The following is a 12,907-nucleotide window of genomic DNA, read 5'->3' as shown; positions in this document are numbered from 1 at the left end:
TCAAGGACGCTCCCGTCGAGCAGTCTATCGTTCCATTCAAAGGAGAATTGCGATGCAGTACATCAAGGTCGACGAGGCGCTGTGGGCGTCCAGTATGTTGCCCGAGGGCATACTGGAGCGTTGGTTCATTGCCAGCGGCGACACGATCAAGGCCGGCGAGCGAATAGCCGAAGTTCGCGTCGAAGAAGCGCTTCACGAGATTGTCGCGCCGGCAGGTGGCCGCGCCACGATTGTCGCCGCAGCAAATGCCGTCATCGAACCCGGCTCGATCCTGGCAACGCTGGAGTTCCAATCCGCGTGAGGCTTCGACCCCTCACGGCGACAATTGCACTCATCAACAATAACTCAAGGACGTTAAGACATGCAGACCCAAAATGCCGTCGCCTGGCTCGACCATCGCGAAGCCAAGGTGTTTTTCTTCAACCGTGAGTCAGCCGAAAGCATGAGGCTTGCCGCCACGCTGGCGCATCATCAGACCCATAACAAGGCAGGCAGCATCGACGGCAAGCGTGCGCCGGAAAACGATGCCTTCTACCACGATGTGGTCAACGCCCTGCAGCCGGCCAAGGAATGGCTGATCGTGGGACCAGGATCGGCAAAGGATGAACTGGCCAAGCATATCCGCGACCACCATGCGCACTTGAAGGACCGCATTTTCGGTGTTGAACCGGTGGATCATCCTACAGAGGCCGAGATCGTGGCGCATGCGCGGACGTTCTTCCGTGCCGCTGACCGGATGTTGCCCTAGCTCCGTCTGGAGTTGCTCTGATGGAGCCTGCGAGGTCGATTGCATGGTACAGAGCGGCTTGGATGAACTCCGATCGCGCAGCGATCCGTCAGGCTCGTTCGGTCGCTGCGCCTTTGACCTCGATCACGGTTGCTGCAAGCTGCCGATGTAAGCGATTATCGCCTCGATCTGGTCAGGGCTCGCAACCCATTCGGGCATGTCCGGATGGCCGGTCGAAATTCCCTCGGCGAGAGCTTCCTCGAGATCCGCGATCGGATAGCGCTTCGACAAGGTGCGAAATGCCGGTGCGTCGGGATGGGTGCTTTTATCGGTTTTTCCAATGGCGTGGCAGCGGGCACAATTGAACTCGACCAAGGCATGACCGCGTTCCGTCAGGTTGTTGGCCTGTGCGGGCAGCACGGAACCAACCAACACCACCGCAGGGGCGCAAACCGATCGAAACCACCGCAGCCAGCGACGCCCTTTGCCTAGATTTCTGCTCATGGCATTCTGCAGGAAAGTGGAGAAGATGTCGAAGGCGTCGTTAAACTCGGCGCCGGCGATAAGATCACCGGCAGCTTTGCATCCTGCTCGTAGCGATGTTTCAGAAACCCCAGCGCTTCAAAGTGATAGCGCATCATTGCCTTGAAAGCATGGGCCTGAAGGGACGCCGCAGCGAGAAGGGCCTTCCGGCCGGTCTCCATCATCGGCAACAGTTGCATGCCGAATTGCGACGGTCGGGGATGGGTCAGCATGATCGGCACTCCATTGTGATTGGTGCAAACAAAAGTGTTCGCCATGCGACGCTAACACTGTTCGTCGCCAAGTCGTTGATCCGGATCAACAGATGCTATCGGGCCCACCGATATCGTTCTCGCGTTTGACACGCATCAAGGTCGCTGCCCGTTCTGCGTGGCTAGCTCGGTTGAACACAAAGGGGCTACCGCGATGGCTTTCAAGACGATCATGGTTCAACTGGACGTGGACACCATCGCCGCGCCACGCATCTCCATGGCTTGGGATCTTGCTCAACGACATAATGCCGATCTGATCGGATTCTGTGCAGCCGAGCCGCATTTTGTCATGCCAACCGGCACCGATGACCAGGCCGCGACCAAGGCGTTGTGGTGTCAGGTGGAGGAGATAGAGGGCCGCCTCAACTGTTTGAGAGAGGAATTCCTGAGCACGGTTAACGGCAGCAATCGTGCCTCGTGGCGCGGAGAAATAGGAAATCCTACTCGCCAGCTCGCACTCAATGCGCGTGCCGCCGACCTGATCCTAACTGGCTCGCCGGCGGTTGACCTGATCGTCGACCACCATCGTATGCTGGATCCGGCAAGTCTCATTCTTGCAGCCGGCCGCCCGATACTTGTGGCGTCGGAAACCTCTGCCCCGATCAGAGCTGAAAGCATCCTGATAGCATGGAACGATACGCGGGAAGCACGCCGCGCTGTCGTCGACGCAATGCCCCTTCTGGTCGAGGCCAGAAATGTTGTGGTCGTCTCCGTAAACCGGGGAAACGCCGCGCCTCCGGACGATGTTGCGGACGTCGAGCGCTTCCTGGTGCGCCACGGGGTGAAGGCGAGATCGGAAGTTTTGGATGCGCACCGCTCCGAGCCGGCGGACCTGCTCCTCCAGATTGGTAGGGAGAATGCCGCTGATCTGATTGTCCTGGGTGGCTATGGCCACAGCCGTGTCCGTGAAATGACCTTTGGCGGCGTCACGCGCTCAGTGCTGCGCAGCGGATCGTTGCACCGCTTCATCTCGAACTGAGCAAAAAGCCGTCTTGGCTCCCTGACGTTGACATGGATCAAGGTTGGCCTTTCCGGCGAACAGCTACATTAACCCTGCCAACTTGAGCGTAGCCGGTGATTTGAGGGCGCAAGATACCGCGGGCAAACGCGGGCGCGCAGAGCGATCATCATGCAGACGACAAGACTTGGTAAGGGGCCGCCACACTGTCCTTGCGCCAACGGATGAAAATCCAGGCGGCGGGATGGTGCAGCGGCACCACGGATTGCTCAACAGCCATAGGGATTGCCGACATGAACTATCAGCGGTTCTTCGAGGAAGCGATCGACCAGCTCCACGCCGAGCGGCGCTACCGGGTTTTCGCCGATCTCGAGCGCATTGTCGGCAAGTTTCCGCGCGCTATCTGGCGTTCCAACGGCCGCGCCGAGGAAATCACCGTCTGGTGCTCCAACGACTATCTCGGCATGGGCCAGAACCCCGATGTCATCGCCGCTTTCCAGAACGCGGCCGGCAAGATGGGTTCGGGCGCCGGCGGCACCCGCAACATTTCCGGCACCTCGAACCCGTTGGTCGAGCTTGAGCTGGAACTGGCCGACCTGCACGACAAGGAAGCCGCGCTCGTCTTCACCTCCGGCTTCGTCTCCAACGAGGCCTCGATTTCGACCATTGCGCGGCTTTTGCCCAACTGCCTGATCATTTCGGACGAGCTCAACCATGCCTCGATGATCGAGGGCGTGCGGCGCTCGGGCGCCGAAAAGAAGATCTTCCGCCACAACGACGTCGCGCATCTCGAAAGCCTGCTGCAGGCGGCGGGCCGCGAACGCGCCAAGCTGATCGTGTTCGAGAGCGTCTATTCGATGGACGGCGACATTGCGCCGATCAAGCAGATCGTCGAACTGGCCGAACGCTACAACGCCATGACCTATATCGACGAGGTCCATGCCGTCGGCATGTACGGACCGCGCGGCGGCGGCATCACCGAGCGCGAGGGGCTGGCCGACCGCATCGACATCATCGAAGGCACGCTGGCCAAGGCGTTCGGCACGCTGGGCGGCTATATCGCCGGCAACAGCGCAATCATCGACGCGGTGCGCTCCTATGCGCCGGGCTTCATCTTCACCACGGCGCTGCCGCCGGCGATCGCCGCCGCCGCCACCACCTCCATCCGCCATTTGAAGCGCTCGCAGGCAGAACGCGATGCGCAGCAGCGCCAGGCGTCGCGGACCAAGGAGGTTCTGTCTGCCGCCGGCCTGCCGGTGATGGAGTCGCCGACACACATCGTGCCGGTGCTGGTCGGTGACCCCGAACTCTGCAAGATGGCCAGCGACCGCCTGCTCGGCGTGCACGGCATCTACATCCAGCCGATCAACTACCCGACCGTGCCGCGCGGCACAGAGCGGCTGCGCATCACGCCGACGCCGTTCCATACCGATGCGCTGATTGCGGGACTGCAGGACGCGCTGGTCGAGACATGGGATGCGCTGGGCATTGCCTACGGCTCCGCCGGACGGCCCGCTGTCGCAAAGAGCGATCGGATTGTTCCCCTGCTGGTGCCGAAGTCGGGCGGCTGAAAGCTGCCGGCTGCTCAAGCGGCCTTCATCTCCTGTGCCTCGAGCAATTTGATCCTGCTCAATGCTCAACGCCCTTCGATGCCTGAGAATGAAGTTCAAATCTTCGAGGAGCTTCATCATGGGCCATAATTCTCACACATCCTTCGCTGACTTCACGCACGCTGCCCAGCAGGCCCAGCAATGGGTCAGGGAGCTTGCCGGCGATCTCTCCTGGAGCGAACCGAGCTCCTGCCGCCTCCTGCGATGCGTTCTGCACTCGGTGCGCGACTGGTTGTCTCAAGCGGAAATGGCTGATCTGTCAGCGCAGCTGCCTGTTCTGGTTCGTGGCATCTACTTCGAAGGCTGGAAGCCATCTGCGCCTGCGTGTGAACGCACGAAGCGCGACTTTATTCTCAGCGTCAGGAACAGTTTTGGCTACGATGACGAGATCGACTTCGACGTCGCCATCAACGCGGTATTCAAGCTCCTCGATCGTCACATTTCGCATGGTGAGATCGTCCAGGTCAGGAACTCGATGAAGAAGTCACTGCGCAACCTGTGGCCGGTGAATTGACCGATGTTTCGCGACCGCGAAGACGCTGGAGTGAAGCTCGGCCTGGAGCTCGGCAGGCTTCAATTGCATCACCCCATCATACTGGCCTTGCCGCGTGGCGGCGTGCCTGTCGCTGTGGAAGCGGCAAAGATTCTCAACGCTCCTCTTGATCTGCTTATCGTCTGCAAGGTCGGCGCCCCAGGTAATCCCGAGCTGGCTGTTGCAGCAATCGTCGATGGCGACCCCGGGGAGGTCGTGTTGAACCGGGAGATCGTCGAGGCCTATGCGCTCGATCGAGGCGAGCTACGCGTGTTGATTGCAAATGAGCGTCCAGAACTCGAACGCCGGCGCGCTGCCTATCGAGGGAAGACCAAACCGATCTCGATCGCGGGAAAGACCGCGATCATCGTCGATGACGGGGCCGCGACGGGTACAACCATGAAAATCGCGATCCGCGCCATCAAGCGCCGGTCACCCAGGGAAATCATCGTGGCAGTTCCTGTTTCGCCGCAAGAGACGGTCGCTGAACTGGCACGCGAAGCGGATCGTGTGGTTTGCCTAAGTCAACCAGGACAGTTCCGTGCCCTGAGCTACCATTACATCCGGTTTCCTCAGCTCTCGGACGGTGATGTCGTCGCTGCCATGGGCGAGGCTGTCCGGTCGCAAACCGACAGGCAACACCTCAGTGCGCAACACGCAGCCGGTTCGAAAGTCGCCACGAAATCAATGCCACGGAACAACCCAGAGACATAGGAGATCACCCCATGCTGGTCCGAACACTTTCTGCCTTGGAATGCACCAAGATTCTGACGGCCAATCGCGTTGGCCGCCTGGCATGCGCGAAGGACAGGCAGCCTTATGTCGTGCCCCTCTACTACGCCCATTCAGATGCTCATCTTTATGCATTTTCAATGCCGGGCAAGAAGATCGAATGGATGCGAGTCAATCCGCTGGTGTCCCTCCAGGTCGACGAACATGGCCAGGGCCGAGGATGGAGAAGCGTGGTTGCCGATGGCCGATACGAAGAACTGCCTGACCACATCGGTCACAAGCTTGAGCGGGACCATGCCTGGTCGTTGTTGAGCAAGCATACCGACTGGTGGGAACCTGGTGCACTCAAGCCCGTCACTCCTCCCACAGCCGACAGTGCACCGCACGTCTTCTTTCGGATCCTGGTCGAACAGGTGTCCGGCCGGGAAGCGAGCGAGTAGTCGTCCCATCGGATCTTGCGAGAATGCAAAGGGCCGGCGCAATCTGCGCCGGCTTTTCTCCTGTTGAACTGCTATCGCGCCATCAACACAGGCACTGACGAGCCCTCAAGCATCGACTTGGTCACCCCGCCAAAAATCCGCTCGCGCAGCCGGGAGTGTCCATAGGCGCCCATGACCAGGAGCTCGGCAGCCATGTCGCCGGCACGCTGGCGAAGCACGTCGGCGACCGAATGGTTCGCGCTCGGCAGTCGTTCGACAGTAACCTTCACGCCATGCCGGGCGAGATAGGCAGCGGCATCTGCCCCCGGCTCCGCACCGTGATGGAACTCGTCCTCGATCGGGTCGACCATAGCGAGGTGAACCTCTTCGGCGCCCTTCAACATATCGAGCGACTCGCGGACGGCGCGCGATGACTCAAGGCGGGCGTCCCAAGCGACCAGGATGCGTTTTGGTTTAAGGGTCGGGCGCGAGCCATCGGGAAAGAGCAGAATGGGCTTCCCCGACGAGAACAGCGTGCCCTCGATGACTTTGTCCTTCAGCGCATGGCTTGCCAGCAGATCTGGTCCCAGAATGGTCAGATCGGCGTAGCGGGCACGTCTGCCAACAACATCGTCCGCCCATCCCGTGTCGGGATAGTCGTCGCTCAGATCAGCCGATACCCCGGTTTTGGAGAGAAAGCCAGCGACGTCGGAAATTCTCTTCTTGAGCCTCTTGATCTCGGCCTGACGCTCCTCCAGCCAGGCCGGTGAGACGACAGCACCATATTCAACACCCGAGGGCGGTGCGGCCAGCTCGAGAACGAGCACGGAGAGATGGGCACCGATTTGTTCGCACAAGTCAGCGGCGAGCTTCAGATCGCCCTCCCCCTGGTTCGGTCCGGTAACCGTAAGCAGCGTCTTGAAAGTCACAGCAGCAACTCCTCAGTTCGAGTGAAGGTTCAGTTGATGCTGAAGCGTAAGCGAGAGGGGTTGGGGCGTTCATTGCGCTGAATCAAAGCGTTCTCCAGTTCTCGCGATTAGCTGTTGCCCGAGTTCGACGCGCCGGTCGGCGGTGGCTAAAATTGGCGAGCATCGACCAGATCGGAAGACATCGGATGAACGAGTCTACTCTACGACGCACATTGCTGGTCATCGCCATCCTGGGCCTCGCCATTGGTTTAGGGGTCTGGCGAACCAGGCTCGGCCCCTTTGAAGCCGACATGATCTGGACGGTGGCCACCTTGCCCGTGGTGGCAGCTCTCGCGATTTCCATTTTGCGTGATTTCTGGATCGGCCGCTTCGGCGTCGATGCGATTGCCTTGGTATCGATGTCCGCCGCGCTTCTGCTCGGACAACCCCTGGCGGCCGTGGTGGTGGCAATCATGTATGCCGGCGGCACGGTGCTTGAGGATTTTGCCCGCGGCCGCGCGGAACGCAACCTCAAGGCCTTGACCGACCGGTCACCGCGTGTCGCCCATCGAACGTCAAAGCTGGAGACCGAGACCATCTCCGTTGAAGACGTTGCCGTGGGCGACGAGCTATTGGTTCGGGCCGGCGAACTGCTTCCCGTCGATGGCATCCTGCTTGATGATTCGGCCTCTCTCGACGAGTCCGCCGTGAGCGGAGAACCGCTGCCGGAAAGGCGGACAGCGGGCGATATGCTCCGCAGCGGCACCATCAATGCGGGCGAGACCTTCAGGATGCGGGCCTCTGCTCAGTCCGAGCAGAGCACCTACGCAGCGATCGTTCGCATGGTTGCTGCAGCGCAGACCGTGAAAGCGCCTTTCATCCGCATGGCCGACCGCTTCGCGCTGCTCCTATTGCCAGCGACTCTGCTTGTCTCCGGTGGCGCCTGGTACATGTCTGGCGATCCGATTAGAGCATTGGCCGTGCTGGTCGTCGCGACGCCCTGTCCGCTTATCCTTGCTGCGCCCGTTGCCTTCATCGGCGGCGTGTCACGGGCGGCCCGCAGCTGCGTTCTGATGAAAGGCAGCGCGGCTCTGGAGGCGCTTGCACAAGTCCGGACCGCAATCTTCGACAAGACGGGGACCTTGACCATCGGCGGAGCTGAGCTCATCGAAATCGAAGTGGCGACCGGTCGCGACCCCGACAATCTGCTGCGGCTACTCGCGTCTTTGGAACAGGCCTCGCACCATGTGCTCGCCGACTCAATTATCCGGGCGGCGCGTGGCAAGCAGTTGACGCTTTCGCATCCGCGTGATGTCCACGAGCGTCGCGGTGCGGGCCTGAAGGGCCGGGTCGACAACATCTCGGTCACCGCGGGGTCGCGGGATCTCGTGCTCGCCGACAAGCCGCTGCCCGGCTGGGCGAAAAGCGGCGAGGAGAAATACCGGGAAGAGCCGGTGCTCAGGGTTTTTGTAGCACTAGGCGGACGGCTTGCCGGTGTTTTCACGTTGGGCGACGCCCTGCGTGTTGATGCGCGTGATGCACTCGGCAAGCTGCGCTCCGCTGGCATTGGGCGCATGATCATGCTCACAGGTGACGACGCCGTGGCTGCCAAGCGCATTTCCGCGTTGCTCAACCTCGACGCCATAGTCGCCGATGCGACCCCTGCCGATAAGGTCGCGACGGTCGAAGCCGAGAAGTCCGTGGCACCGACGATGATGGTCGGCGACGGCATCAACGATGCCCCTGCCCTTGCGGCCGCAACGGTCGGTATTGCCATGGGCGCACGTGGTGCGACCGCCTCCTCCGAGGCGGCTGACGTCATCGTACTGACCGACAGGCTGCAGCCGGTCGCCGATGCAGTTCGGATTGCACGGCGAACGCGATCGATCGCCTTGCAAAGCATCATTGCCGGGCTGGCGCTGTCGGGGCTGGCAATGATCGCGGCGGCCATGGGGCAGATTACCCCGGTTGCCGGAGCGCTGCTGCAGGAAGGGATTGACGTGGCGGTCATCCTGAACGCGCTGCGCAGCCTTGGCGATGGCCATCGGTGGCGCGCATAGTGGACGAACAGTTGATCGGTGAATTGCCATGGCACAGCAGAATCTGGTGGTTTGCAGCAAATGCGGTGGGGTCAACCGCCTGCCACTAGGCCGCAATGCCATGGAGGCGAAATGCGGAAAGTGCGGGAACAGGCTTTTTTCGGGACATCCCGAAGATGTCGATGCCGCGATCTTCGATAATCAGATCGGGCGCAGCAGCCTTCCAGTTGTCGTCGACGTCTGGGCACCATGGTGCGGCCCCTGCAAGATGATGGCTCCGGCTTATGAGGCGGCAGCAAATGAACTTGAGCCGCATGTCCGCCTGATCAAACTCAATTCCGACAATGAGCAGGCCGTTGCGGCGAAGTTTGGCATTCGAGCCATCCCGACCATGATCCTCTTTCATGGCGGACGCGAGATTGCGCGCACATCCGGCGCAATGACGGCAGGCCAGATCGTCAGGTGGGTTCGCGACCGCCTGCCGACGGTTGCCGCCTGAACGTCGCCGGCCAATGGATCCGCTCATCGCCCGGCTCGGACTTGCCCTCGCAATAGGTCTGCTTGTCGGCTTGGAGCGTGGCTGGCAGGAGCGGGATGCACCCGCTCGCACTCGCACAGCCGGCATCCGGACATTCGGCATATCCGGCCTGCTTGGCGGCGTGCTCGCCGCACTCGCCAACGCACTCGGCGCAGTATCCGTACTGGTCGGCGGTTTCATCGCCTTTGCGGCAATCTTCGCTTGGTACAAGGCGCGTGAGGCTGCCCATGACGAGGATTTCAGCGTCACCAGCGTGATCGCTGGCCTTGGCGTTTTTGCGCTTGGTGCGCTTTCGGTCGCCGGCGATTATCGGGCTGCCGCTGCCGGTGGGGCGGCACTGGCGGCAATCCTGGCCAGCCGAGAAGTCCTGCACGGCCTTCTGAAGCGCCTGACATGGGTCGAACTGCGCTCGGCGCTGATCCTGGCGGTGATGACGGCAATCATCTTGCCCCTGCTGCCAAACCGGACAATGGACCCATGGGGCGGTTTCAATCCCTGGGAGGTCTGGTTCCTGACGGTGCTGATGGCCTCGATTTCGTTCGCCGGCTACGTGGCTGTTCGCATACTGGGCAACACGCGTGGTCTGCTGGTCAGTTCGCTCACCGGTGCAATCGTCTCTTCCACAGCGGTGACCTTGGCGCTTGCCCGCAATGCCGCATCGGCAAGCAATCCGCTACCGCTCGCCGGGGCGGCATCCCTGGCTGCAATGGTTTCAGTGCTCCGCGTATGCGCCGTGGTTCTGATCGTCGAGCCAAGCGTGCTCGCATCGGTCGCCATTCCGGCGATTGCCGCGGCGCTCGCCTTCGCTGTCTGCGGCGCGTTGCTGCTGTCTCGCGACAGCGGGAACGGTGAAGGCAGCGCGATCGCGCGCAATCCATTCGAACTGGGCCCGTTGCTGCTCTTCGCCTTGCTCTTCGCCATCGTCGCGACCGCGAGTGCGGGGCTGGCCGCTCAATTCGGTGGGCGCGGTTTGCTGGCGAGCTCGGCGCTGGCCGGCGCATTCGATGTCGATGTTTCGGTGCTTGGCGCGCTGCGCCTGGTCAAGCATTCCGTCTCCGTCGAGACCGTGGGCCAGGCCGTGCTCGCGGCACTGGCGGCAAACGCCATTGGTCGCCTGTCGCTTGCGGTATTTGCCGGGCCGGTCAGGTTCTGGTTGCCAATGGCCGTCGCAACTCTCATCGCCGTCACCCTTGGTATCTGCGCCCTTTTGTTGCTTGCTCCTGGATAGAAGCGTTGTTCTCGATCCATCTTTGATGCGGATCAATGGCCAGGCCCTGACACCGTTCTATGGGACTCCATGAAAAGGAGTTCGCAATGACCAATCAAAAAGATCTCACCCCGAAATTCCGCCATGTCCGGCTGTTGCTCGCGCGCGAGAAAGGCCATCCGGAAGGGAACCGCGAGGAGGGCTATGACGTGCTGGCTCCATTGACCGGCGAAGGGCGGATCGATGCGGAAGAGTGGAAATCGCACAGCGCCTCCTGCCGTGTTCGCCGGTTTCGCACTGGCGAGCAGGATCTGATCGGCCGGCTGAGGCGCAAGCCCGGCGGACAGTGGTATTTCGACTACGCGGAAGGCGACCGCGATGACGAAATCGGCTTCCATCTCGGCGACGAACGGTTCGTGACCGGTGAATATGTGTCGATCGAGCGCAACGGCGCCATGCACACCTACCAGGTAGCAAGGGTCGAGCGGCCCTGACAGCAACGCCAAGCTCCCTGGGAGAAGACCATGTCACGACGCATCCTGATTGTGGTCGGCCATCCCGACCCATCCCCCGACCGGCTCTGCCGCGGTCTTGCCAACGCCTATGCCGAGGGCGCGGAAAGGGCGGGGCACGCCGTCCGACGGGTCGATCTGGCAGCACTCGACTTTCCGATGCTACGCACGATGCAGGAGTTTGAGCACGGTGCTGTGCCCGACAGCCTCAAGGACGCCGCCCAATCGATCGTTTGGGCCGAGCACATTGTCTTTGTCTTCCCGCTATGGCTCGGAACCATGCCGGCCATGCTCAAGGCATTCCTGGAACAGGTGATGCGGCCGGGAACGGCTTTTGCCTACCCGGACAAGGGCGGTGGATTCACCAAGACGCTGCTTCGCGGCCGTTCTGCGCGCGTCGTGGTTACGATGGGCATGCCTTCCGTTGTTTACCGGCTATGGTTCCTCGGACACGGCATCGCGGGCATGAAACGAAGCATTCTGCGTTTTGTCGGCATCAGTCCTGTGCACGAGACCTTGTTCGGCATGGTCGCTGGCGGCAACGATGCGACCCGTGCGAAATGGATCGGACAAATGCGCACGCTTGGTGAGCGTGGGCTTTAGCTGGTAACCCAGAAGCCGGGACAGCGGTTCAAAGGCATCTTTTGCCGGAGCCACAAACAAGCCAGAGCTTATGCGGCCGCCAACCGGAAATCGCGCGAGTTTTGGATGACGCGGGGATACGCATGCGAAATGAGAAACCCGCCACACCTTGGCGCGACGGGCGTCTCATCAAGGCGCGCCTTACTTGACCAGGATTGTCGCCCACATTCCGTTCATAAAGTGGCCCGGAATATTGCAAAAGACGGCATAGCTGCCGGGCTTGAGGTCGAGCGTCAGAGATCCGGTCTTGCCCGGATCAAGTTCGGAAACCTCGCCAAGATGGCCCGCCGCATCCTCGTTGACACGATTTTCATTCGGCACATATGGCAGGGTTGTCTTCTTGGCATCGGCGATCGGCACGACGATCATCTCGTGGACTGTATCCTTGGAGGTATTCTGGACTTGAAAGGTCACCTTGCCTGCGGGTACGAAGGTCTTGTCCAGCTTGACCCTCATGGTTGCCATGCTCATGTTGGCCGGCATGCCCATGCCCATTTTTGCATCGGCGTTCACCACCCCTTCCTTGTCCCATAGCTTGACGTTCACGGTCGTGTTGGCGAAGGCGGGTGCCGAGGCTGTTAATAGAACGAGGACCAGTCCGGTCTTGAAAGGCTTCATGTCTAAATGCTCCTGATCGCTCGCGGCGACCCCGTGAGCGCTGTTTTTGGAATCATTCCCGGTCGCCGCACCCGGCTAGAACAGCCAAGCTGACAACACGCTGACAGCGGATACAAACGGCGACCAAGATGCGATGGACCTTCACCCGAAGCGCTGCGTGTTTCACGGACTTATGGATCGACCGTGAACTCCGTCCACATGCCCGCGCGTAGTGACCTGTCACGTTAGAGACAAGGAGGTATTTTCCAGCCTAGATCGACGGTCGGCGTGCCTGACTTGCCGGGCCGAGTTCTGATACATCGCCATGTCGCCAGCTTATCTTCATCCACCCGATTTTCGGACTAAACATATACGGAAGCGGCTTGCCGGGATCGGCAAGGTACATCACGATCTTTCATGGACGGTGGGAGAACCGGCCAGATAATCCTCGTAGATTGTCAATCACGGTACCAGGACAGCCGCGCCGCTCAATCTCCCTTGCCTCAGATCGTCCAACGCCCGATTTGCCTGTTCCAGCGGATAGGCTTTGGTATGAGTGCGAGCCCGCGCACTCTTCGCAACGGGAAAGAACTCTTCCGCGTCGTGGCGCGTCAGGTTTCTACCGATATTAGTTCCCGCTCTTCCCAGAGCAATTCGTAGGACATCGCTGGGATGTCACTCATGCGTGGACC

At 60.9% G+C, this 12,907-nt stretch carries 16 protein-coding genes and 1 pseudogene; 12 read left to right on the top strand and 5 right to left on the bottom strand.

Annotated features, from left to right (window positions below):
* Positions 1-52 precede the first annotated feature (52 nt).
* Together NKJ77_RS08405 and NKJ77_RS08400 are read left to right on the top strand one after the other, a co-directional pair.
* Positions 53-301 (top strand): lipoyl domain-containing protein, encoded by a 249-nt coding sequence (locus tag NKJ77_RS08405; RefSeq protein WP_352534844.1) that lies wholly within the window; start codon positions 53-55, stop codon positions 299-301.
* 60 nt (positions 302-361) lie between these two features.
* Positions 362-748 (top strand): translational machinery protein, encoded by a 387-nt coding sequence (locus NKJ77_RS08400; protein WP_352534842.1) that lies wholly within the window; start codon positions 362-364, stop codon positions 746-748.
* A gap of 123 nt (positions 749-871) precedes the next feature.
* Here the strand turns inward: NKJ77_RS08400 and NKJ77_RS08395 are convergent, their stop codons facing one another.
* Both NKJ77_RS08395 and NKJ77_RS08390 read right to left on the bottom strand, forming a co-directional pair.
* The gene (locus NKJ77_RS08395) at positions 872-1,231 is read right to left on the bottom strand and encodes a c-type cytochrome (protein ID WP_352849883.1); all 360 of its coding nucleotides are present in this window, start codon (positions 1,229-1,231) and stop codon (positions 872-874) included.
* Positions 1,228-1,482 (bottom strand): hypothetical protein, encoded by a 255-nt coding sequence (locus NKJ77_RS08390; RefSeq protein ID WP_352534837.1) that lies wholly within the window; start codon positions 1,480-1,482, stop codon positions 1,228-1,230. Before NKJ77_RS08390 ends, NKJ77_RS08395 begins: the two co-directional genes overlap by 4 nt.
* A 193-nt stretch (positions 1,483-1,675) precedes the next feature.
* Between NKJ77_RS08390 and NKJ77_RS08385 the strand changes: the two genes are divergently transcribed.
* The 5 genes from NKJ77_RS08385 (at position 1,676) to NKJ77_RS08365 (ending at position 5,793) form a co-directional block, all read left to right on the top strand.
* Positions 1,676-2,500, top strand: a complete 825-nt coding sequence (locus NKJ77_RS08385) for a universal stress protein (RefSeq protein WP_352534835.1) — start codon at positions 1,676-1,678, stop codon at positions 2,498-2,500.
* Between the two features lie 272 nt (positions 2,501-2,772).
* Complete coding sequence (hemA, locus tag NKJ77_RS08380) at positions 2,773-4,050, top strand: 5-aminolevulinate synthase (protein WP_352534833.1); 1,278 nt, start codon at positions 2,773-2,775, stop codon at positions 4,048-4,050.
* 61 nt (positions 4,051-4,111) lie between these two features.
* A complete protein-coding gene (locus NKJ77_RS08375; protein WP_352534831.1) occupies positions 4,112-4,603 on the top strand; it encodes a DUF2267 domain-containing protein in 492 nt (163 codons plus the stop codon).
* A 3-nt stretch (positions 4,604-4,606) separates the two neighbouring features.
* Positions 4,607-5,335: a phosphoribosyltransferase gene (locus NKJ77_RS08370; RefSeq protein ID WP_352534829.1), complete on the top strand. Its 729-nt coding sequence runs from the start codon at positions 4,607-4,609 to the stop codon at positions 5,333-5,335.
* Between the two features lie 11 nt (positions 5,336-5,346).
* Positions 5,347-5,793 (top strand): pyridoxamine 5'-phosphate oxidase family protein, encoded by a 447-nt coding sequence (locus NKJ77_RS08365; protein ID WP_023829806.1) that lies wholly within the window; start codon positions 5,347-5,349, stop codon positions 5,791-5,793.
* Positions 5,794-5,864: 71 nt separating this feature from the next.
* Here NKJ77_RS08365 and NKJ77_RS08360 read toward each other — a convergent pair whose 3' ends face one another.
* The gene (locus NKJ77_RS08360; protein ID WP_352534827.1) at positions 5,865-6,701 is read right to left on the bottom strand and encodes a universal stress protein; all 837 of its coding nucleotides are present in this window, start codon (positions 6,699-6,701) and stop codon (positions 5,865-5,867) included.
* A gap of 185 nt (positions 6,702-6,886) precedes the next feature.
* Between NKJ77_RS08360 and NKJ77_RS08355 the strand changes: the two genes are divergently transcribed.
* From NKJ77_RS08355 to NKJ77_RS08335, 5 genes are all read left to right on the top strand, one after another.
* On the top strand, positions 6,887-8,740 hold the full coding sequence (locus tag NKJ77_RS08355; protein ID WP_352534825.1) for a heavy metal translocating P-type ATPase: 1,854 nt from the start codon (positions 6,887-6,889) through the stop codon (positions 8,738-8,740).
* A gap of 28 nt (positions 8,741-8,768) precedes the next feature.
* Positions 8,769-9,218, top strand: coding sequence for a thioredoxin TrxC (trxC, locus tag NKJ77_RS08350; protein WP_352519942.1), 450 nt, complete (start codon positions 8,769-8,771; stop codon positions 9,216-9,218).
* A gap of 13 nt (positions 9,219-9,231) precedes the next feature.
* On the top strand, positions 9,232-10,485 hold the full coding sequence (locus NKJ77_RS08345) for an MgtC/SapB family protein (protein ID WP_352534823.1): 1,254 nt from the start codon (positions 9,232-9,234) through the stop codon (positions 10,483-10,485).
* A gap of 86 nt (positions 10,486-10,571) precedes the next feature.
* On the top strand, positions 10,572-10,958 hold the full coding sequence (locus tag NKJ77_RS08340; RefSeq protein WP_352519940.1) for a hypothetical protein: 387 nt from the start codon (positions 10,572-10,574) through the stop codon (positions 10,956-10,958).
* 30 nt (positions 10,959-10,988) lie between these two features.
* Positions 10,989-11,579 (top strand): NAD(P)H-dependent oxidoreductase, encoded by a 591-nt coding sequence (locus NKJ77_RS08335; RefSeq protein WP_023829812.1) that lies wholly within the window; start codon positions 10,989-10,991, stop codon positions 11,577-11,579.
* Between the two features lie 180 nt (positions 11,580-11,759).
* Here NKJ77_RS08335 and NKJ77_RS08330 read toward each other — a convergent pair whose 3' ends face one another.
* The gene (locus NKJ77_RS08330; protein WP_031203498.1) at positions 11,760-12,236 is read right to left on the bottom strand and encodes a plastocyanin/azurin family copper-binding protein; all 477 of its coding nucleotides are present in this window, start codon (positions 12,234-12,236) and stop codon (positions 11,760-11,762) included.
* A gap of 441 nt (positions 12,237-12,677) precedes the next feature.
* Positions 12,678-12,907: pseudogene (locus NKJ77_RS08325) on the bottom strand (alcohol dehydrogenase); the annotation flags it as partial.

Source organism: Mesorhizobium sp. M0052 (assembly GCF_040323255.1).
In the GTDB taxonomy this organism is placed as follows: domain Bacteria; phylum Pseudomonadota; class Alphaproteobacteria; order Rhizobiales; family Rhizobiaceae; genus Mesorhizobium.
The sequence above is the reverse complement of the archived record's forward strand: the minus strand, read 5'-3'. Positions and strand labels throughout refer to the sequence as shown.